At 31.8% G+C, this 22421-nt stretch carries 21 protein-coding genes and 2 riboswitches; of the genes, 12 read left to right on the top strand and 9 right to left on the bottom strand.

The window, feature by feature from the left end; translation table 11 throughout:
• Positions 1-131: 131 nt before the first annotated feature.
• On the top strand, positions 132-1553 hold the full coding sequence (locus IEV77_RS16515; protein WP_188466842.1) for a GFO_1087 family putative carboxy terminal peptidase: 1422 nt from the start codon (positions 132-134) through the stop codon (positions 1551-1553).
• Between the two features lie 63 nt (positions 1554-1616).
• On the opposite strand, the gene IEV77_RS16510 is transcribed toward IEV77_RS16515, so the two are convergent.
• Positions 1617-2681, bottom strand: a complete 1065-nt coding sequence (locus IEV77_RS16510) for a YncE family protein (protein ID WP_188466840.1) — start codon at positions 2679-2681, stop codon at positions 1617-1619.
• Positions 2682-2685: 4 nt separating this feature from the next.
• A complete protein-coding gene (locus IEV77_RS16505; protein ID WP_188466838.1) occupies positions 2686-4515 on the bottom strand; it encodes a TonB-dependent receptor plug domain-containing protein in 1830 nt (609 codons plus the stop codon).
• Between the two features lie 32 nt (positions 4516-4547).
• A riboswitch (cobalamin riboswitch) is annotated at positions 4548-4754 on the bottom strand.
• 204 nt (positions 4755-4958) lie between these two features.
• Here IEV77_RS16505 and IEV77_RS16500 point away from each other — a divergent pair.
• The 8 genes from IEV77_RS16500 (at position 4959) to IEV77_RS16465 (ending at position 11817) form a co-directional block, all read left to right on the top strand.
• Entirely contained in the window at positions 4959-6101 is a 1143-nt protein-coding gene (locus tag IEV77_RS16500) for an ABC transporter substrate-binding protein (RefSeq protein ID WP_188466836.1), read from the top strand.
• A complete protein-coding gene (locus tag IEV77_RS16495; protein ID WP_188466834.1) occupies positions 6102-7118 on the top strand; it encodes a FecCD family ABC transporter permease in 1017 nt (338 codons plus the stop codon).
• Entirely contained in the window at positions 7118-7912 is a 795-nt protein-coding gene (locus IEV77_RS16490) for an ABC transporter ATP-binding protein (RefSeq protein ID WP_188466832.1), read from the top strand. Before IEV77_RS16495 ends, IEV77_RS16490 begins: the two co-directional genes overlap by 1 nt.
• A gap of 130 nt (positions 7913-8042) precedes the next feature.
• Positions 8043-9365 carry a DNA recombination protein RmuC gene (locus IEV77_RS16485; RefSeq protein ID WP_188466830.1) on the top strand — a complete coding sequence of 441 codons (1323 nt, stop codon included), beginning with the start codon at positions 8043-8045 and terminating at the stop codon, positions 9363-9365.
• A gap of 12 nt (positions 9366-9377) precedes the next feature.
• Positions 9378-9746: a DUF8785 domain-containing protein gene (locus IEV77_RS16480; protein ID WP_188466829.1), complete on the top strand. Its 369-nt coding sequence runs from the start codon at positions 9378-9380 to the stop codon at positions 9744-9746.
• A complete protein-coding gene (locus tag IEV77_RS16475) occupies positions 9747-10292 on the top strand; it encodes an acyl-CoA thioesterase (protein ID WP_188466827.1) in 546 nt (181 codons plus the stop codon). It abuts the gene before it with no gap.
• Between the two features lie 209 nt (positions 10293-10501).
• A complete protein-coding gene (locus tag IEV77_RS16470) occupies positions 10502-11116 on the top strand; it encodes a transcriptional regulator (protein ID WP_188466825.1) in 615 nt (204 codons plus the stop codon).
• Positions 11113-11817: a DUF3307 domain-containing protein gene (locus IEV77_RS16465; protein WP_188466824.1), complete on the top strand. Its 705-nt coding sequence runs from the start codon at positions 11113-11115 to the stop codon at positions 11815-11817. Before IEV77_RS16470 ends, IEV77_RS16465 begins: the two co-directional genes overlap by 4 nt.
• A gap of 58 nt (positions 11818-11875) precedes the next feature.
• Here the strand turns inward: IEV77_RS16465 and carB are convergent, their stop codons facing one another.
• Positions 11876-14728, bottom strand: a complete 2853-nt coding sequence (carB, locus tag IEV77_RS16460; protein WP_188466823.1) for a carbamoyl-phosphate synthase large subunit — start codon at positions 14726-14728, stop codon at positions 11876-11878.
• 112 nt (positions 14729-14840) lie between these two features.
• Positions 14841-15002: a 50S ribosomal protein L34 gene (gene rpmH, locus IEV77_RS16455; RefSeq protein WP_109682791.1), complete on the bottom strand. Its 162-nt coding sequence runs from the start codon at positions 15000-15002 to the stop codon at positions 14841-14843.
• 167 nt (positions 15003-15169) lie between these two features.
• Between rpmH and IEV77_RS16450 the strand changes: the two genes are divergently transcribed.
• On the top strand, positions 15170-16066 hold the full coding sequence (locus IEV77_RS16450) for a DUF6263 family protein (protein ID WP_188466822.1): 897 nt from the start codon (positions 15170-15172) through the stop codon (positions 16064-16066).
• Positions 16056-16634 (top strand): tetratricopeptide repeat protein, encoded by a 579-nt coding sequence (locus IEV77_RS16445; RefSeq protein WP_188466821.1) that lies wholly within the window; start codon positions 16056-16058, stop codon positions 16632-16634. The genes IEV77_RS16450 and IEV77_RS16445 overlap by 11 nt, the downstream gene beginning before the upstream one ends.
• 29 nt (positions 16635-16663) lie before the next feature.
• Here the strand turns inward: IEV77_RS16445 and IEV77_RS16440 are convergent, their stop codons facing one another.
• The 3 genes from IEV77_RS16440 to IEV77_RS16430 form a co-directional block, all read right to left on the bottom strand.
• Complete coding sequence (locus IEV77_RS16440; protein WP_188466819.1) at positions 16664-17983, bottom strand: Na+/H+ antiporter NhaC family protein; 1320 nt, start codon at positions 17981-17983, stop codon at positions 16664-16666.
• A 48-nt stretch (positions 17984-18031) separates the two neighbouring features.
• Positions 18032-18127: riboswitch (SAM-I-IV-variant riboswitch) on the bottom strand.
• A gap of 166 nt (positions 18128-18293) precedes the next feature.
• Complete coding sequence (locus tag IEV77_RS16435; protein WP_188467088.1) at positions 18294-19223, bottom strand: lytic transglycosylase domain-containing protein; 930 nt, start codon at positions 19221-19223, stop codon at positions 18294-18296.
• 50 nt (positions 19224-19273) lie between these two features.
• On the bottom strand, positions 19274-19939 hold the full coding sequence (locus IEV77_RS16430; RefSeq protein ID WP_188466816.1) for an alpha/beta hydrolase family protein: 666 nt from the start codon (positions 19937-19939) through the stop codon (positions 19274-19276).
• A 120-nt stretch (positions 19940-20059) separates the two neighbouring features.
• On the opposite strand from IEV77_RS16430, the gene IEV77_RS16425 reads away from it, so the two are divergent.
• Positions 20060-20356: an N-acetyltransferase gene (locus IEV77_RS16425; RefSeq protein WP_188466814.1), complete on the top strand. Its 297-nt coding sequence runs from the start codon at positions 20060-20062 to the stop codon at positions 20354-20356.
• Positions 20357-20435: 79 nt separating this feature from the next.
• On the opposite strand, the gene IEV77_RS16420 is transcribed toward IEV77_RS16425, so the two are convergent.
• Entirely contained in the window at positions 20436-20966 is a 531-nt protein-coding gene (locus IEV77_RS16420) for a hypothetical protein (RefSeq protein ID WP_188466812.1), read from the bottom strand.
• A 105-nt stretch (positions 20967-21071) separates the two neighbouring features.
• On the bottom strand, positions 21072-22400 hold the full coding sequence (gene mtaB / locus IEV77_RS16415; protein ID WP_188466810.1) for a tRNA (N(6)-L-threonylcarbamoyladenosine(37)-C(2))-methylthiotransferase MtaB: 1329 nt from the start codon (positions 22398-22400) through the stop codon (positions 21072-21074).
• Positions 22401-22421 lie beyond the last annotated feature (21 nt).

Genomic DNA, 22421 nt, shown 5'->3' with positions numbered 1-22421 from the left:
GTAACAAGTTGGTTTATGCCTGCTTATTATTACGACGATGTACTTCTTGTTTTGTTACAAAAAATTTTTAGTCTAAGATAAAGTAAGTACTTTTATTCCTATTTCCATGAAAGAAAAGTCGCTATATCAATATGAAACCTAAAAAATTATTTATTTTACTATTCTCAATTTCTTTTTTAACCGTTGGATGTTTTGAAGATCTGGACGACAATCCCGTTTCTACTACAGATTTAAACGACTTTGTTTGGAAGGGCTTAAATGCTTATTATGTATATAAAGACGACGTTCCCAATTTAGCCAACAATAGGTTTAATGATTCTGAATATGACACTTTCATAAATAGTTTTTCTTCCCCTGAAGCATGTTTTGAAAGCCTCTTATACCAAAGACAAACTATTGATAGATTTAGCTGGATTACCGATAATTATATTGAACTACAACAGCAACTTAATGGAACTACTTATAATAATGGGATGGAATTTGGCTTGGTTAGGTTTTCCAGTACAAGCTCTGAAGTATTTGGTTATATACGTTATGTGTTACCCAATACGGATGCTGAAAGTAAAGGCTTGCAAAGAGGAATGATCTTTCATGCCATTGATGGTGTTTCTATAAATGTAAGTAATTACATAAATTTATTAAGTCCGAATAATTATACCATCAACCTAGCTACTTATAACGATAATGGAACTCCTGAAACAGATGATGATTCCATTGATCCAATAAATCAAAGTGTAAACTTATCGAAAGCGCCTTATACAGAGAATCCTATTTTTATTTCAGAAGTACTTCAAGTAGCAAACCAAAATGTGGGTTATTTAATGTACAATGGCTTTACAAGAGATTTCGACACGCAATTAAATGACAACTTTAATTATTTTAAATCTCAGAACATTCAGAATCTAGTTTTAGATTTAAGGTATAATTCTGGAGGCTCTGTAAATACAGCTATTTTGTTGTCTAGTATGATTACAGGACAATTTACTGGACAGGTTTTTAATACAAATCAGTGGAATAGTGAGATTCAAGCGCAATTAGACCCAAGTGATTTAATCAATAATTTTACAGATAATGACGATGGAAGCACATTAAACAGTTTAAATCTTGGAAAGGTTTATATTCTAACATCTTTAAGTACAGCTTCGGCTAGCGAATTGGTAATTAATTGCCTGAACCCTTATATCAATGTGGTTCAAATTGGAACCACAACCACTGGAAAATATCAAGCGTCCATCACTTTGTATGATTCCCCCGATTTTAGTAGTAGCGATGTTAATCCTATTCACACCTATGCCATGCAACCCTTGGTTTTAAAAACCTTAAACTCGGTTGGTAATACAGATTATATTGATGGCCTTGAGCCGGATTTTACAGCAAAAGAAAATTATGGAAATTTAGGTGTTTTAGGAAATCCTGAAGAAACTCTTTTAGCTATTGCTCTACAACACATTCTTGAAAATGGCAGAATCTCCTTGCCTCCTTACAGTTCTCAAGAAATAGTTGGAGACAGTAAAGATTTTACTTTAACAAAAAATAGGATGTATGTTGATTAGAAATAAAAAGACCTGCCAGGTTTTAAAAACCTGGCAGGTCTAACATCTTTAATTTAATTGACTTTAATTAAAATATATTTTTGAAGCAATTTTTCCAACTTCAAAAGTATGGACTAAAGCATTTGAGGTTAAATCGTAAACAAGCAAATCACTTAAAGATGCATAATCTTTAGCATCTGTTATATATAACATGTTATTATTCACGGCCATTCCATAAGTTGTAATGACTCCTAAATTAATAATTGAAGACATTGGTAATGAAGTAGCAGTTTCATTCATAACAAAAACTTCATTATTAGATTGATAATACACATTTCCATTATCATAACTCATTTGACTAGGGTGAACACCACTTGCGAAAGTCATATTATCAGTTACTGTATTTGTTGACATATCGATTTTAGCTATCGAGGCCGTAGTTTCATCTCCTGTCCAAGCTGGTTTTCCTTCACATAAAACCATTAATTCTCCCATGTTGTTCACAATCATTTCATCTGGAACATCATTAACAGTAATTGTAGAAACAGCATTTGTTGATGCATTTATTACTGAAATAATATTGTTAGAATTATAACCCCCTTTATGAGAAACATACAATTCATTTCCATTAGCAATTATTTGTTCTGGTCCTTCTCCAACAGGAATCGTTGTTTCAACTGAATTGGTCGATAAATTTATCACGGCAATATAGTCGTCGCTTGTATCAGTTCCATCTCCCCAATTGCTTACATAACCTTTGCCATTTAAAAAGGCCATATATCTTGGTGTATGCAAACCAGCCGTTATAGAACCTTCTTTTACAAAGGTATAACGATCAACAATATTGATAATATTTACGTTATCTGAAACAATATATGCTTGGCCTCCATTAAAACCTATAGATTGCAAATAAACTCCTAATTGCTCATTATTTACATTAAAATAAATATCATTTTCTGTTGTAGAAAAATCATTAGAAATATAAGATACGGAAGCTGGACCTCCTTCTGCACTTACTAAAATACCGTTTTCATAATCCCCTAAAGGAGCAATTTCAGGTGAATCGATAAAATCGTCATCATCACTACAAGAAGTGGCTAAAAATCCACATAAAAAGATTAAAGTTAAAAGTTTAAATACGTTTTTCATTTTTTTAAAAATTAAGGTTTATATAAAAATTATAATTAACACCAGGCATATAGCGGTCTGCTACACTCTGATAGTTTTCGTTAAAAATATTATTGACTTGAGCTCCAAAAGTATATTGAAAGTTTTTCCCTAAAGCATATTCTACACCAACATTAGATAATAAATAAGGATCTAATACATACTTCGGATTGTTATCTGACAAAGTAAACACCTCTCCAACATAGATCGTTTGGTAATAAGCAGACAACCGTTTGTACTGATAATTCAAGATGGCTGTAGCCTTATTGTATGGCACATAAATAAGTTGTTTTTTGGTTTCTTGATTCTCTGAAACCGTATAAGCGTAGGTTCCTGACAATGTTAGGATATGAGATTGAAATTGTTGCTCGACCTGCAATTCAGCTTCTACTCCATAACTTATTACATGATCCGTATTTACAGGTTTCCAGACACTTCCTGATGGAAGCCAACGTATCATATTCTCGATATCGTTATAAAAACCAACAACTGAAAAAGAGAATTTATTGAATTCTAATTCATTCCCTAATTCGTATTGATTTGCAGTTTCAGGGTTTAAATCGAGATTCCCACTTCCAAACCAAAACAAATCGTTGTAAGTAGGAATTCTAAAATTCTTAGATCCATTAATATTTACGGTGTAAAAAGGCGTTATTCTATATTGTAGTCCTAGACTATACAACAACGGACTTTCGTAATTAGTTGTAATTTCTTTTCTTAAGCTTCCTTCAAATAAAAACTTTTTGAAAGTCTGCTTATACAATAAGCTAAAACCAGAAATAGTACGATTATTTTCGGCAATATCCGAACCTTCTCCATTTGTATAATTAATATCTAAAACACCTTGTACATTGGCTTTCTTAAAAATTTGATAATCTAACTGATACTTTCCAATATATGATGTTGCTTCCCCAAAACTAAAGGTGTTCTTATCTATATTTGAAAAATACTTATACTTTTCAGTAATATTTGCGACTCTTAATGTGGAAATAAACTTTCCGTAAAAACCTTGCCATTCTAAAAGCGCTCTCGTATTAAAATCTTGATATTTTGTAGGTGTTTCCGAAGGGAATATTAAAGAAAAATGACGTTCAGAATCGAACACATAACTGTAGAGCTTAAGAACATTCTTATCATTTATTTTATAACCAATGTTTGCTGAAAATGTAGCATTCCTAAATTCCCCGTTCAAATTGGTTTTTTCGCTATCTACATAAGGATAATTATTAGAAGAACTCGTTCGGCTTAAACCAACTTCAACAGAAAAATTTTCGGAAGACATACTTCCGTTATATCCAACATCCCAAGTATTAAAACTTCCATATCCAACGTAAAGACTATTTTCTAATCCAGCATTAAATATTAAATCGTTATTTAAATGAATAGTCCCACCAATGGCGCCACTTCCGTAAAGCACACTTCCTCCTCCACTTCTAACGGTTATGTTATCGAAATTCCGGATGTTAATCGTATTAAAATCCGTCTGCCCATTAAATTGAGAATTGATATTAATCCCATTCCAAATAACTGCTGTTTGTTGTGCTGTAGTTCCTCTAAAAGAAGGTGAAGAAACCATACCAAAACCATTCTCTTTAAAATAAATGGAGGCATTATTATTAAGCAATTGTGTTAAAGATGAAGCGCTTCTAACTAAGACACTATCATTAAAAACTTGAGTTAGTTGTGTATCTGAAAATGTTTCTAAATACCTATCGGATTTTAAAACAACTTCGTCCAGATTCTGTATAGAATCTAATGGTGCTTGAGACCAAACACTTACCTGACAAAAAAGAAAAAAAATTAAAACCTGTTTCATATCCTTAAAGTTCTTTTCCCGAAAACTTTTAAATTAAGTTGATGAAAATGGCAGGTCTCCTGACTTGCGTCTTCATGTTGGTCTTCCCACCCAAAATTGGACAGTGACTTGAAGTTTAACATGAAGCGTTGTAGCTTACAGTTGCGGGAACAGTACTGGAATGGATTATAAAAATCGCACCAGATTCCCTTTTAATCCCTCAAATAAATTTGATAGGAACCAAAATTCTCTGCAAAAGTAATTTAATTAAAATGTATATCTAATTAAAAGTTACTTTTTCTTAGTAAGCTTATAGATGAGATAAATAAACCCAATTAAAAAATGGAATATTATGATTCCACCTACTATATATATTGTTAAATTTGAACCGTCTCTCATGGTTTTATTTTTTGCAAAATTAGAAACCTTAGTTTCAATATACAGTTACAAATGTTACATAAATTATGATTTCTAGATATCTTTTAATTAGTCTTTGTCTCCTTTTATATAATTGCAAGAACAAAGATTCTATTCCTGTTATTGAATTAGATTCGACCCCGGTAACTTTATCCTATGCAGAAGGATTTGAAATAACACACCATGAAAATTTCACAACTTTAACTATTAATAGTCCTTGGCCAAAAGCTGAGAAGACCTATAAGTATGCTTTAATTGATAAAAACATGGCTCCTAAAATCACTTTAAACAAAGCTGATTTTGATGGAATTATCACCATTCCTATTGAAAAAATGGTTGTAACATCAACCACACACATTCCAGCATTGGAACTTTTAGGCGTTGAAGAAACCTTAGTTGGATTCCCCGGAACAGATTATATTTCATCTGAAAAAACAAGAGTAAGAATTGATAATGGCACTATTAGAGAATTAGGTAAAAACGAAGGTATTAACACCGAAGTTCTACTTGAAATACAACCAGACGTTGTTATTGGCTTTGGAATTGACGGAAATAATAAATCCTTCGAAACCATTAAAAAATCAGGTATTCCAGTGGTTTTTAATGGGGACTGGGTAGAACATTCTCCTTTAGCAAAAGCAGAGTGGATCAAGTTTTTTGGTGTTCTTTATAACAAACAAAAAGAAGCTGATTCCGTTTTTAAATCGATTGAAAAAAATTATTTAGAAGCTAAATCCCTGGCTTCAAATGCTAAAAACTATCCAACCATTCTAAGTGGCGCCATGTATAAAGATATTTGGTATTTACCTAATGGTACTAGTACAGAAGCACAAATTTTAAAAGATGCCAACGTAAATTATTTATGGAAGGAAACTGAAGGAAGTGGAAGTTTATCCCTAAATTTTGAGGTTGTTTATGATAAAGCTAAAAACGCCGATATTTGGATCAATCCATCTTATTACACATCTTACGAAGCTTTAGAAAAAGCCAACGAACATTACACTAATTTTGATGCCTTTCAAAATAAAACCATTTACAATTCAGCAAATACAACTGGAGCAACTGGAGGTGTTTTATATTATGAATTAGGAATAGCCAGACCCGACTTGGTACTAAAAGACATTATTAAAATCTGTCATCCAGAATTATTACCAGGCTACCAACCATTTTTCTTTAAACAATTAGACTAATTGCAAAAAACCAGCACATATAAAATTCCTTTTTTAGTTTTGATACTTGTATTAATTATCTGCTTTTTTGCAAATATTAGTTTGGGTTCCGTTTCTATTCCTTTTAAAACAATTTTTGAAAGTTTAATTGGTACCACAGATAACTATATTATTCAAAACTATAGATTACCAAAAGCTTTTACTGCCATTTTGGTAGGTTCTGGATTAGGAATCTCCGGACTATTAATGCAAACGCTTTTTAGAAATCCCTTAGCTGGACCGTTTGTTCTTGGTATTACTTCTGGAGCAAGTTTAGGTGTTGCCTTGGTTATTTTAGGTTCAGGAATTTTTGGAGGAATTTTCGCAACCCTATTAATCTCCAAATGGAGTATTGTAATAGCCGCAAGTTTAGGAAGTTTTCTAGTTTTATTGGCTGTATTAATAGTGTCTTCTAGAGTAAGAGACACGATGGCTATTTTAATTATTGGATTGATGTTTGGGAGCATAACATCTGCTGTTGTTAGTGTTCTCTCCTACTTTAGTTCTGCAGAACAATTACAACAATACATTTTTTGGGGATTTGGAAGTTTAGGAAACTTATCTTGGAGTGAACTTGGTGTTTTCTTTATTATTTATTGCATCGGAATTATTCTAAGCATCATTTCTATTAAAGGCTTAAACACCTTACTACTTGGAGAAAACTACGCTAAAAGTTTGGGATTAAACATTAAACAAAGTCGTTTATTAATAATCATTGCAACAAGTTTTTTAGCTGGAACGATTACTGCTTTTGCTGGCCCAATCGCATTTATTGGTTTAGCCATTCCGCATTTAACTAGACAGATTTTTAATACTTCTAATCATAAAATATTATTACCAGCAGTTTTCTTATTTGGCGCTATTGTGATGCTAATTTGTGATAGTATTGCACAACTACCAACAAGCGATTACACATTACCAATTAATGCTATTACCTCTCTAATTGGTGCTCCAGTGGTTATTTGGTTGTTGGTAAGGAAACGGAAAATGATTTTTTAATGACTGAACAAAACCAACATATCATTTTACAAACAGAACACCTTTCTATAGGTTATAAATCTAAAAAGAAAGAATCTGTTATTGCTTCCAACATCAATATTCACCTTGAAAAAGGAGAGCTTATTGGTTTGGTTGGTGGGAATGGTATTGGAAAATCAACTTTATTACGAACCCTTACAAATGTTCAAAATAGTTTAAGTGGTGAGATTTTTATTAATAACAAGCTACTTTCTGAACATACACCTGAAGATTTAGCAAAAACCATGAGCCTTGTTCTCACGGAACCTATTGCCTCAAAAAACCTAACCGTTTTTGAGTTGGTGGCTTTGGGAAGGCATCCTTATACCAATTGGGTTGGGAATTTATCTTCTGAAGATATCCATATAGTAAATCAAGCCTTAGAGCTTACAAATATTGAAGCATTAAAACATAAAAGGTGTTTCGAATTAAGCGATGGACAACTTCAAAAAACATTAATTGCACGTGCTTTAGCTCAAGATACCGATTTAATTATTCTGGACGAACCTACCACCCATTTAGACATGTATCATAAAGCCTATATTTTAAAATTGCTTCAGAAATTGGTAAAAGATACAGGGAAAACCATTTTATTTTCTTCACATGAAATAGATTTAGCCATTCAACTATGCGATAAAATGATAGTTATGACTAAAGATAATGTGGTTACAGATTCTCCTTGCAACCTTATTTCAAAAGGAACTTTCGAAACCCTCTTCCCAAAAGATTTAATTGTTTTCGATGAAAAAACAGGCAGTTTTAGGGTGAAGAAATAGTATTCAGTCTTTCATTAGCTGTCTCAATTCTATAAATCTAAGTTTTTAATCTCATTTACAAATCTTCTGTATTTAGTAATCTGACTTACATCCAATTTTTTTTATCTTTGATGAAATTCAATTTCCTTACATGACCAACAACCTTATTCTTATTCTAGCCATTCTTGTTTCTGGTGGCCTTGGTACCTATATTGGCATGGCTTTTAACAAGCTAAAGAGTAAAAGTGAAAGGAGCACACTTGAAGAACGTCAGAATCAATTAAATAATTCTATTCTTGATTTAAAAAATAATATTTCTAAAGTGGAAGATGAGCGAAACGATATTCGCAATGATAGATATTTCCTAAATTCTCAGCTAACCAGACGCAATACGGAATTCGATAATCTTCAAGAGAAATTACAAGAACAAAAAGCCGAAGTAGAAAAGCTACAAGAAAAATTTTCTAAGGAATTTGAAAATCTAGCCAATAGAATTTTAGAAGAAAAGTCGAAGAAATTCACCACTCAAAACAAAGACAATTTAGATGCTATTTTAAAACCACTTGAAGAAAAAATAAAGCATTTTGAAAAACGTGTTGAAGAAACCAATAAGGAAGATATTACCAGAAGTGCCGATTTACGTAGACAAATTCTAGGTTTAAAAGAGCTCAACGAACAGATGAGTAAAGAAACCAATAATTTAACCAAAGCTTTGAAAGGCGATTCTAAAATGCAAGGAAATTGGGGGGAATTGGTTTTAGAGCGTGTTTTAGAACGCAGTGGATTAACAAAAGACAGCGAATATTTTGTGCAACAAAGTTTTACTACAGAAACTGGAAAGCGTGTCATGCCAGATGTTATAATTTCCTTACCAGGAGATAAAAAATTGATTGTAGATTCTAAAGTGTCTTTGGTTGCTTATGAACGTTATATAAACGAAGTAGAAGACTTAGAAAAAGGAACCCATTTAAAAAACCACATTCTCTCTGTAAGAAAACGTGTCAGTGAATTGGGGGAGAAAAACTACCATCAAATTTACGAGATGGATAGTCCTGATTTTGTTTTACTATTTATCCCAATAGAATCGGCTTTTGCAATTGCTTCTATAGAATATCCTGCATTATATTCCGATGCTTTCGAAAAAAATATTATTATTGTTACACCAACCACTTTGCTTGCCGTATTAAAAACAATTGATAGCATGTGGCAAAATGAAAAACAAAAAGCCAATGCTATTGAAATTGCAACCCAGGCTGGAAGATTATACGATTCTTTTGTAAATTTAACCGAAGAACTTATCAAGGTTGGAAACCAAATAGGAACGGTTCAGAAATCTTACGAAAACGCCATGATTAAACTTACTGGAAAAGGAAATCTAATTAAGCGTGTTGAAACGTTAAAGACCTTAGGTGCCAAAGCCAGTAAACAACAAAACGAAAAACTATTAAAACGCGCTGAAAACACAGACGATTAAACACTAAATCTCATGAAAAAATTTCTAATAAAATTCTCAATTGTCCTTATACTGGTTTTAGCTTGCTATTCTGCTTTTATCTATTTTGCCACGTATAGCGAAGGGATTCGTGCGGGCGAATTGGTTAAATTTAGTAGTAAAGGTGTTTTAATAAAAACTTGGGAAGGCGAAATTAGTCAAGGAGTTTCTGAAGGACAATTATTTGAGTTCTCAGTTCAAGATAAGGAAAAAGAGGTCATTCAAAATTTAAACGATTTTCAAGGAAAATATGTAAAACTTCATTATTTTGAACGTTATAAAAGCATCTTTTGGCTAGGAGATACTAAGTTTTTTATTACTAAAGTTGAAGAAGACACCCAACGCAATAACAGACGCTTTTAAATGAAAACATCTTTCAAACCATCCTCAGATTCCCGTATTTCAATTTCCGAATTAATGAAACCTTCGCATTCCAATTTTAATGGAAAAATTCATGGGGGTTACATTCTCAATTTAATGGATCAAATTGCTTTTGCTTGTGCCTCAAAACACTCAGAAGCCTATTGCGTTACTGCCTCTGTTGATACGGTCGACTTTTTAAATCCTATTGAAATTGGAGAACTAATAACCATGAAAGCATCAGTAAATTTTGTAGGAAACACCTCTATGGTTGTTGGGATTCGTGTTATTTCCGAAAATATTATAACTGGAACTATAAAACATTGTAATTCCTCCTATTTTACAATGGTTGCAAAAAACGACGTCAATGAGTCTGTTGTTGTTCCTGGTTTAATTTTGAGGAGTCAAATTGAGGTTAGACGCTTTTTAAAAGCCATCGAGCTTATTAAAACAAAAAGAACCAGACATAAAGAATTTAATGATAAAGACTTTTCTGCTGAAAATTACCTGCATACCTTAGAAGCTTTCAAGGTTAAAGTAGAATTCTAATTTACTTATAAAACTGATTATCAGATAAAATAATTTATTTCCTTCAAAATTTATTTGATAATGTCTCAAAACATACTATCTTTAATATCACGTATTAAAAGGATAATTTATATTATCACGCAATTAAAGGATAATTTGTATTATCACGTAATTAAAGGATATTTATAAATATCACTTTATAGAACCATATATTCCAACAGTAATAAATTATGACTAGCGTAATAACAGGAGATATTATAAAATCTAGAACTATAAACAATCCCAAATTGTGGTTGGAGACTTTAAAGGACGCACTTTCAACCTTAGAAGAAGACAACTCTTTATGGGAAATATATAGAGGTGATGGTTTTCAAATAGAAATTAAAAATGTTCAGAAAAGTTTTGAAGCCGCCCTGTATCTTAAAGCGTGTATAAAAACTATTAAAGGTTTGGATGTAAGACTTTCAATAGGAATTGGTTCTAAAACATACCAAGGTGAAAACGTGACAGAATCTCAAGGGGAAGCTTTTCAAAACTCTGGTGAGACTTTAGAAACCCTTAAAAAAAGCAAGCAGAATCTTAAAATAACTACTTCTAATAAACTTTTAGATGAAGAACTGAATCTCTATTTTAAATTAGCGATTTGGATCATGGATCGTTGGACCGTAAACCAAGCTGAGATGGTTAAGTTAAGTTTAGAAAACCCTAAAGCTCTTCAAGAGGATTTGGGTAAAATACTAGGCATTAATCAGAATACGGTTAGCAGAAGACAGAAACGAGCTAATTTAGACGACATTCTAGACTTAAATACAATGTATCAACAAAAAATAAAACAGGTAATATGATTCTTTTGATAAAACTTTTTTTAGCCCATTTAATTGGGGATTTTGTTTTTCAATCTAAAAATTCAATAAAGCAAAAAGAGAAGAACAAATTAAAATCTCCTGAACTTTACATTCATATAGCTATACATGTTGCCTTATTATTCTTGATATTATGGAATTTATCTCTTTGGCCAATAATTCTAATCATTGGTGTTTCTCATTTCCTTATAGATGCTTCTAAAATCGTATTTCAAAAGAAGAAAACTAAAAGACGCTGGTTTTTCATAGATCAACTACTTCATATTATCATGATTTTCTTGGCCTATTTTTTATTTACGGAAAATCAATTTGACTTCTCATCCATTATTACCGAAAACTCTTTATTACTAATAACCTGTGTGCTATTTTTAACTCGTCCCGTATCGATACTCATGATGATCATTTTTAGCAAATGGGATATTAAAAAACTAACTGCAGGAAATGAGTCACTTGAAGATGCAGGTAAATACATTGGAATGCTTGAACGCCTATTGGTCTTTGTATTTATTATTACAGATCATTGGGAAGCTGTTGGATTTTTAATAACAGCCAAATCTGTGTTTCGATTTGGAGATTTAAAGGAAAGCAAACACCGAAAACTAACAGAATATATTCTAATAGGAACTCTTATTAGCTTTGGGATAGCCATACTAACGGGGATTCTATATTTGTATTTGGTATAAAAAAAAATACCATCAGAAATTATCTGATGGTATTAAATATGTTGCTTTTAAAAAGAGTCTATTTACTCAAATACATCTTTCTTCTTGCGTATAAATTGTAAAAATCATCGTCTTTTAAACTATCTATAAAGAGAATACTTTCCCCAGTACTTTTCATTTCTGGACCAAGTTTCTTATTCACATTATGAAATTTATTAAAAGAGAAAACGGGTTGCTTGATAGCATACCCTTTTAATTCTGGCTTGAAGTCAAAATCTGTGACCTTCTTCTCACCTAGCATCACTTTTGTGGCATAATTAACATAAGGTTCTCCATAGGCTTTAGAAATAAAAGGAACGGTTCTAGAAGCTCTTGGATTGGCTTCGATAATATAAACAATATCATCTTTTATGGCAAATTGAACATTTATTAGTCCTACGGTATTTAGAGCTAATGCAATATTCTTTGTATGATCTTTAATTTGTTGCATTACAAATTCCCCTAAATTAAAAGGAGGCAACGTCGCATTACTATCACCAGAGTGAATACCACATGGCTCAATATGCTCCATAATTCCGATGATGTACACATTTTCACCATCGCAAATAGCATCTGCTTCAGCTTCAATGGCTCCATCTAAATAATGATCTAATAATAATTTATTTCCAGGCATTTGTCTTAATAAACTAACAACATGCTCTTCTAGTTCTTGTTTATTAATAACAATCTTCATGCCTTGACCTCCTAACACATAAGATGGTCTTACTAAAATAGGGAAGTCTAAAACATCAGCAATTGCTGCAGCTTCATCTGCTGTTGTTGCTATATCAAATTCAGGATAAGGAATATTAAGCTCTTTAAGTAGGTTTGAAAACAAGCCTCTATCTTCAGCTAAATCTAAAGCTTGATACGTTGTTCCAATTATTTTAATACCATATCTATCTAACTTCTCAGCAAGCTTTAAAGCCGTTTGTCCACCAAGTTGCACGATAACGCCTTCTGGTTTTTCATGCTTAATAATATCGTAAATATGTTCCCAGAAAACGGGTTCAAAATACAACTTATCTGCTGTATCAAAATCGGTTGAAACCGTTTCAGGATTACAGTTTATCATAATGGTTTCGTAACCACATTCCGCAGCAGCTAAAACACCATGAACGCAACAATAATCGAACTCGATACCTTGTCCAATTCTATTTGGGCCAGAACCTAATACTATAATTTTCTTTTTATCTGAAACAACGCTTTCATTATCTGCAAAACGTTTTCCATCTGTGGTTTCTACATCACTTTCAAACGTAGAATAATAATAAGGCGTTTTTGCTTTAAACTCCGCGGCACATGTATCTACTAACTTAAACACACGATTGACACCTAATTCTTCTCTTTTATTATAAACCTGACTTTCTAGACAACCTAGCATGTGTGCAATTTGTCTATCTCCATAACCTTTTTGCTTGGCTTCAAGCAATAAATCTTTTTGAATGGTGTCTATTTTGAATGTAGAAATTTCTTTTTGAAGCAAATATAATTCCTCATACTGCTTTAAAAACCACATATCAATTTTAGTGATTTCGTGAATTCTACTTAACGGAATTCCCATTGAGATAGCATCATAAATAATGAAAACACGATCCCAAGAAGCATACGTTAATTTCTCTATAATTTGGTTGTAATCTTTATTTTCTTTTCCGTCGGCACCTAAACCATTTCGTTTAATTTCAAGAGATTGTGTTGCTTTATGCAAGGCTTCTTGAAAAGAACGTCCAATTCCCATAACTTCACCAACAGATTTCATTTGAAGTCCTAAAGTTCTATCACTGCCTTCAAATTTATCGAAATTCCAACGAGGAATTTTAACAATCACATAATCTAACGTTGGTTCAAATAAAGCTGAAGTAGATTTTGTAATCTGATTTTGTAATTCATCTAAATGATATCCAATAGCCAATTTAGCAGCTATTTTTGCAATAGGATAACCAGTAGCTTTACTTGCTAAAGCTGAAGAACGAGATACACGCGGATTAATTTCAATAGCAATAATATCTTCATTTTCATCTGGACTTACAGCAAATTGCACATTACAACCTCCTGCAAAATCTCCAATACTTCGCATCATATGGATGGCCATATCACGCATTTTCTGATAAGTTCTATCACTTAATGTCATTGCTGGAGCAACAGTAATGGAGTCTCCAGTATGGATTCCCATAGGATCCATATTTTCAATAGAACAAATAATTACAACGTTATCATTTGAATCTCTTAAAAGCTCCAGTTCATATTCTTTCCAACCAATAAGTGCTTTATCAATCATTACTTCATGAATTGGAGAAATTTCTAATCCACGAGTTAACAATTCATCAAATTCATCTTCCGTATGCACAAAAGAAGCTCCTGCGCCACCTAATGTAAAGGATGCTCTAATAACCAAGGGAAAACCAAATCTCTGAGCAATTTCTTTTCCTTTAAGATAAGAAGTAGCCGTTGCTTGTGGAGCCATTGGAATGCCAATTTTCAGCATTAACTCTCTAAACTTCTCTCTATCTTCAGTAATATTTATCGCGTCTATATCAACCCCAATAATATCTACATTAAAATCTTTCCAAATACCTTTTTCGTCTGCTTCAATACATAAATTTAAAGCCGTTTGCCCACCCATTGTTGGCAAAACTGCATCAATTTGAGGATGCTCCTTTAAAATTTGAACTATGGATTTTGTAGTAAGAGGCAACAAATATACATGATCTGCCATAGAAGGATCTGTCATGATAGTTGCTGGATTAGAATTGATTAAAACAGTTTCAATTCCATCTTCTCTTAAGGATCTCAATGCTTGTGTTCCAGAATAATCAAATTCGCATGCTTGCCCGATGACTATTGGACCAGAACCAATAATTAGAATAGATTTAAGGTTTGAATTTTTAGGCATTTTGTATAGTAATATATTGTTATCGTTGTGTTTGCAAAATTACTGAAAATTAGATATAAAAAAAGGCGTTACCGTTAAGTAACACCTTTTATATATTAACAATTGTTAATCATTATTTTTTATGTCTTGCTTCAGAAGAAACAGAAATTTTCTTTCTTCCTTTAGCTCTTCTACGTGCAAGAACTTTTCTACCATTGGCAGAAGCCATTCTTTCTCTAAAACCATGTTTGTTTTTTCTCTTTCTCTTTGACGGCTGAAACGTTCTTTTTGGCATTGTCTTATTTTTTTAAAATCTCTATATAACTAAATAATCTGTTTTATCTCTTTGTCTAAAACTGAGCGCAAATATACAAACCCTTTTTTATTTGACAAACCTTATTTTAAAAATATTTTTTCAATAAAAATTTAGTTTCTTTGCACTTCCAAAACAAAGCATATATAATGAACCCTTTTGTTGTTAAAATAACAGTCTTTTTTCTAGCTGTTTCTAATTTTGTTTTTTCACAAAACACATTAGAATACAAACTTAATATAGGTGATAATCTGTCTATTACACAGGTTTCGACGCAACAAATAATTCAAGACATTACAGATTCAAACCATGAAATGTCTAACAATATAGAATGTGATTTTAATTTAATTGTAACTGCTAAAACAGATAGTTCTTATCTAATAAATTTTAGGTTTATGCGATTTAAATTACAAACTACATCCAATATTTATGGTGATTTAATGAATATAGACACAAATTTGGAGATCAAAGATGACGATTTTGAGTCAAAAATGTTCTCTGGCTTAACAAATTCTGTCTTAAAAATTGAAATGCTCAAAAACGGCAAAATCCGAAACGTATCAGGAACAGATGCTATGATTCAAAAAATGGTTTATAATGCCGGAATTGAAGATGAATTTACCAAAGAACTTACCATTGAAGCTCTAAAAAAAGAATATGGTAATGAAAGTCTTTCTAAAAGTTTTGAGCAAGTGACTTATTTTTATCCTAAAAAGAAAGTTTTGGTTGGAGATCAATGGACTAACAAATATACAGGCGATCTTTTAGCAAACAACACTTGGACTTTAATAGACTTAAGTAAAAACATTACTTTAAATGCTAAAAGTAATGTAACTATGGCTTCTGAAGAAGGATCCTACGTTATGAATTTAAAAGGAACTCAGGAAACTCAAATTATTGCTAATAAACTATCCGGTTTCCCCGAGTCAATAACTGTAAATTCTACTACCAAAGGAACTACTGTTATGAACCAAATGGAAAACATAGAAATACCGACAACAATTATTTCGAAAACAACTTATAAAACAAAAAAAAATGTACAATAAAATATTTAAATTAATTATCGCAGGATTGATAATCGCTTATGCTATTTTCCAATTTACTGAAGGCCTTATAGGAAATGGTATTATGTTTCTATTACTATCTACCATATTCATTTTCTTATATTTTAAAAATGAAATTATATTATTAGCCTTTTTACGTCTTCGAAAACAAGATTTTGTTGGTGCACAAAAATGGTTGAATAGAATTAAAAACCCTGAAACTGCTTTAATTAAAAAGCAACAAGGTTATTATAATTTTCTTAACGGAATTATGGTTTCTCAAGACAATATGAATGAAGCTGAAAAGTATTTCAAAAAAGCCATTACTTTAGGTTTATCTATGGATCATGATATGGCTATGGCTAAATTGAATTTAGCTGGAATTGCCTTCAGCAAAAGAAGAAAACAGGAAGCACATTTACTTTTAAAGGAGGCTGAAAAATTAGATAAACGCGACATGCTAAAGGAGCAGATTAAAATGATGAAAGATAACATGAAGCGTGCTCAAGCACCTACACAACATTATGGTCAAGGTGGCTCTATGCGTGCTCAAAAAAGACGAAGTAACTAACCGTTATTTCATCTTTTAATTTGTTTAAATTAAATTTCAGATTTTTGAATTATTGAATTTGAAGAATTAAAGGTTATAAAAAGCATAACACTTATAAATAAGAGAAGCAAGTACCACGTATTTCCAACTAAATCAAAATAACCAATTTGACCGTTGGAAAAACTTAAAATCATTAAAACTTGTGCTCCATAAGGTAATAAGCCTTGAGTTATACAAGCAAAAACATCTAATACTGAAGCTGTTTTTTTATTATTTAAGGAGTATTCATCATTGATTGTTTTTGCCATAGTACCTGCTATAATTATAGATACGGTATTATTAGCTATTGCTAAATTAATAGAACCGACCAAAGCTGCTATCCCAAACTGAGCCGATTTCTTACTTTTAATTAAAGTTTTAATTTTATTTAAAACATAATCTATGCCCCCGTTTTTTTCAACAAGAGCGGCTAAACCACCCGTTAGTAAAGACAATAAAAAGATCTCAGTCATATTTGTAAAGCCAGAATATACAATTTTGGTAGATTCAATAATCGAATAATCTCCATACATAACACCTAAAAATCCTCCAGAAATAATACCCAAAAAGAGAGTAACAAATACGTTTACCCCGCTAACAGAAAGTAAAACAACTAAAATATAAGGTAGTATTTTTATAATCGAATAGCTGTAAACCACATTTTCTGGAAAATCAGATTCTAAACCGAATCCTTGATAAACTAAAATAACCAAAGTTAAAATTGCTGCGGGAAGGGCAATTTTTATATTTTCTTTAAATTTATCACTCATTTTACAATCTAGAGACTGTGTTGCCGCAATAGTTGTATCTGATATTACAGATAAATTATCTCCAAACATGGAGCCACCTAGCAAGGCGCCACAAAGCACTGCTAAGGAGATTTCACCTTGACCGGCAAACCCAACAACAATTGGAGCTAAAGTAACAATAGCACCAACAGAAGTACCAGTAGAAATTGATAGAAAGGCTGCTATAACAAATACCCCAAAGTAGATATATTGGATTGCAATAAAATCTAAACCAAGATTTACTATAGAATCGACACTTCCAGTAGCCTTAGTAACAGCCGCAAAGGCACCCGCTAATAAATAGATTAAGCACATGGTTAGGATCTTACTGTCTCCGCAACCCTTTAAAAGTGTTTCAATTTTAGAATTAACCGACTGCTTAAACATGATAAAAGCAACCACAATGCCTAATATAACCGCTATTGGAGCTGGCAATAGGTAAAAATCATTGTTGTAGATACCTATTCCTAAAAAAGTAAAAACAAATACGAATAATGGAATTAGGGCTTTAAAACCTGATGATGCTTGCTTAATTTCTGTCATTTAGACTTTTATTTTAGAAAGAAGACAAAAAGCAAATAGTATAGGAAGTGTGTTAACATTTTTTCCAAAATATTGGCTTATCGCTTTAGCACCTTGCTTGTTATTGCAGGTTGCTATCTCCTTTCGAGATTCTTGATAATTATTTTAAGTCGGCAAATATAAAGTAATAAATAACTATTAAACCTCTTAGATGTGTTAATTTTTAAGACACTTTTTATTAGGCTAAATACTAGTGGCGTATTCAATCAAAAAAAACAGCTCTAAAATTAGAGCTGTTTTTTTTTGTGATTTTCGGAATAAAAAAGACTCCTTAAGATTTTGTTTTATAATATCCTTCTTTAGGGATTTCTATAAAATATTGTTTTCTAGATTTATTATCTAGTTTAGGTTCTCTTAGCCAAGGATTATGGATTTTTAATATCTTATAGTTGATATCGAATCCTTTAGCAAAAGAAGCGAAATTCGTTACAGCTGTGTCCACTTCCACTTTGTAAGTTGGGATTTCGGTATAAAGATCTTTTTCTCTAAAATTGAAACCATATCTATCTGGGTTCGACATAATTTCTTTTAAAGCTACAATTCTAAATAAGTATCTACCAGTTTCTTCACCTAACAATAAGTCGTAATAATCTGTAACATCTTGTTCTGACAACCTCTTAGAAACACCATAATTTCCAGCATTATATGCCGCAGCCGCTAAAGTCCAAGAGCCTAATTGTTCCTTCGATTTCTTTAAATATTCGCAAGCTACTTCTGTAGATTTCTCTAAATTGTAACGCTCGTCAACATTATCGTTTATCTCCAAACCATATTCTTTACCAGTGGCAGGCATAATTTGCCAAACGCCTCTAGCACCAGCCGGAGAAACAGCGTTCACTAAACCACTTTCAATAACTGCTAGATATTTAAAATCGTCTGGTACACCATGCTTTTTCAAAATAGGTTCAATAACAGGGAAATACTTATATGCTCTTTTAAACATTAACAAACCGTTGGATTGCCAATAGGTATTTACCAATAATTCTCTGTCCATACGTTCATAAATATCTGGATCATCTAATGGAATATCCTCTCCAGCAAAATTTAAATGATCTGGAATTTGTAGCGCATAAACATTATAGTCGTTAATTATTTTTTTTTCAAAATTCTCGTCCGTTGGTGCATCTTGCATCGCATAAACAAAAAGCATCATCATACTAGACAATCCTATGAAAGCTAATATATTCTTACCCCATTTCATCATAAAAAGTTTTTATAAATTTAATAAATATACAGCAAATTTCAAGCCAATTATTCATCTAAAATTAATTTTGGTAAATTTTCGTTAAACCATTTATATTTATTGATAATCATTATATGAGTTCCTCCTTTTACGGTTATACATTCGCCTAAACAACGATGTGGAAATACCATATCTTTATCACCTTGAATATGAATGGCATTCTCAAGAGGTTTGTCTTGATTCCAGCAAACTACTTGCTTAATTGACCAATCTAAATATTGCTTATTGGTAATAGAAAGGTATCTTCTATATAAAGCAACTCTTTTCTTAACGGATTTTCCAAATGTATATTTTGCCAAGGCATCAATATTATTTACTAAACTTGTTGGCATAATTTTATATGCCTTCGTAAATTTGGCCAGTTTCATTCGTTTTGGCAGTTCGTGTTTTGTCTTGACACTTGAAATTACAATTAATTTTCTTAGACTAAGATACTTACTCATTTCTTGAACCAAAATACCACCAAAAGACACACCAATTAACACCACATTGTCATGAATAATATTCTCGTTCATTCGCTTGGCATAGTGCTCAATCGTCTCATTTACAGAAGGAATCAACCATTCTAGCATATGCATTTCAAATTGATTTTTAGGCAATTCTATGTTCTCATATATCAATGAGCTGGCGGCCATCCCTGGCACAAAATAAACATGTATTATATCTTGAGTCATAAGCTTTTATGTAGGTTTAAAACGAATTTATCTAATAAATTTTCGTAAATTTGCATTACAAAACTATTGAAAAATAGCACTGTCTCCTAAAATTCCTTTTAAATAAAAAACATTCTTATTATGATAGAAGCATCTGAACTGGTGGATAATGACTTTTTACGTCAGTATGAATTAAAAATTGATGACCATTTGGCCAAAATTGAGTATTCATTACAAGAAAGAAAGATTTTTTTAACGAAATTAATCATACCTGATGAAATTAATTCAGAGGAATTTCAAAATGAATTTTTAATTACAGTCTTTCACGATATTGAAGAACGTAATTTAAGCGTGGTACCTACAAGTCCTGAAATAGCTAAATTTGTTAGAAAAAATAGAAAATACAAACGCATGCTTCCTGTAGGATTAAGAATTTAGATATCCTTTCATGAAATGTCATAAAAAAATCCGAAACTAAAAATAGTTTCGGATTTTTTTATTGAATTCAATACTATAATTAAGATCTAATAAATGTGTATGTTATATTTTGGTTTATGGTCACTACATTAGTATCCATATCTTTGGCTATAAAACCATTTTCTATAGTTAATAACAAGGTGTTACCATTGATTAAAAATGAAGATTCAACATTGTCTAAAGAAATAGCTCCTATCCCACCACTTAATGTGTAAGTAATTGGATCAAAATCTCTTTCGTCTCTAGTTGAGCTTGATACCATCATGATTAAATTTCCATCCTCCATTCTAGTGTTATAGGTAATCTCTTCACTAAAAAAGATTGTTCCGTTAGAATCATCCAAAATTTCTATATTAGAATGAGCTAAAAAACCTGGTGCTTCAAATAAAACATCGCTAAAAACGCCATCATTATTAACATCGATAGGCGTTTCCAAAGTTACCTTAGTCAATCCCCAAACACCTTGAATAGTTGAAGATTCATTTTCAGACATTTCATTATCATCACTAGAACATGCTGAAAAAGATAAAACCAATACTATTACAGATATTTTTAATAGGATATTTTTCATAATCACTTTAATTTCTCTCAAAAATAGATTACAAAAATAAATAGGACAATTAAATTAGGTATACAACCCACAAACTCGTTAAGGCACGCATAGCTAAGGGAAAAATCAATTATAACTGATTTCGTTCACAAATTCTAACCTTACCAAACCGTCTTCGCCAATTTCTGTTAATTCAACTTCATGTAACGTATTTACCAATTCTGGATTCCAGGGCGCTTTTACTTTAACATAATTCCCGGTAAACCCTTGTATATACCCCTCCTTGTTCTCACTTTCAAACAAAACTTTTCTTGTTGTATTTAGTTGACTCTCATAAAAAGCACGACGTTTTTTTGCAGATAAACCTCTTAGCATCTTACTTCTTTTAGCTCTAACCTTTTTAGGAACTACTTCGTCCATGTTTGCCGCTAAGGTATTATCTCTTTCGGAATATGTGAAAACATGTAAATAAGAAACATCCAGCTCATTTAAAAAATTGTAAGTCTCTAAAAATAATTCATCAGTTTCACCTGGAAACCCAACAATTACATCTACTCCAATACAAGCATGAGGCATTAACTCTTTAATTTTGGTAACACGATCTACATACAATTCTTTCAGGTATCTTCTTCGCATAAGTTTTAGTATTTCATTACTACCACTTTGTAAAGGAATATGAAAATGAGGGACGAAGGTTTGGCTTTTAGAAACAAAATCTATCGTTTCGTTTTTCAATAAATTAGGTTCAATTGAAGAAATTCTTAATCTCTCTATACCTTCAACCTGATCTAATTTTTTTACTAAATCTAGAAAGGTATGTTCGTGTTTTTTATTTCCAAACTCACCTTTTCCATAATCTCCAATATTAACACCAGTAAGTACAATTTCCTTAATATCCTTTTTGGAAATTTCTATAGCATTATCTATAACATTCTGTAAAGTATCACTTCTAGAAATCCCTCTAGCTAAAGGAATGGTACAGTAAGTACATTTATAATCGCATCCATCCTGTACTTTTAAAAAAGCTCTAGTTCTGTCTCCAAAAGAATAACTGCCTACATAGAAATCGGCATCTTCTATTTCGCAAGAATGAATTTCGCCTAAATCGTTTTTAGTTAAATCGTTAATATAACTGGTAATCTTAAATTTTTCAGTAGCACCAAGAACCAAATCAACACCATCTACATCTGCAAGTTCTTGAGGTTTTAATTGGGCATAACAACCTATTGCTGCCACAAAGGCCTCGGGATTTAATTTTTGAGCTTGTTTTACAATGCTTTTAAAACGCTTATCGGCATTTTCCGTTACAGAACATGTATTTATAACATAAATATCTGCCACTTCATTAAACTCGACACGATCGAACCCTTCATCTTGAAAATTCCTGGCAATAGTTGACGTTTCGGAAAAATTAAGTTTACAACCTAAAGTATAAAATGCGACTTTTTTTCTCATAAATATTTTGATTCTTTCCGT

It is taken from the genome of Xanthomarina arctica (assembly GCF_014638915.1).
GTDB classification, from domain to species: Bacteria; Bacteroidota; Bacteroidia; order Flavobacteriales; family Flavobacteriaceae; genus Xanthomarina; species Xanthomarina arctica.
The sequence above is the reverse complement of the archived record's forward strand: the minus strand, read 5'-3'. Positions and strand labels throughout refer to the sequence as shown.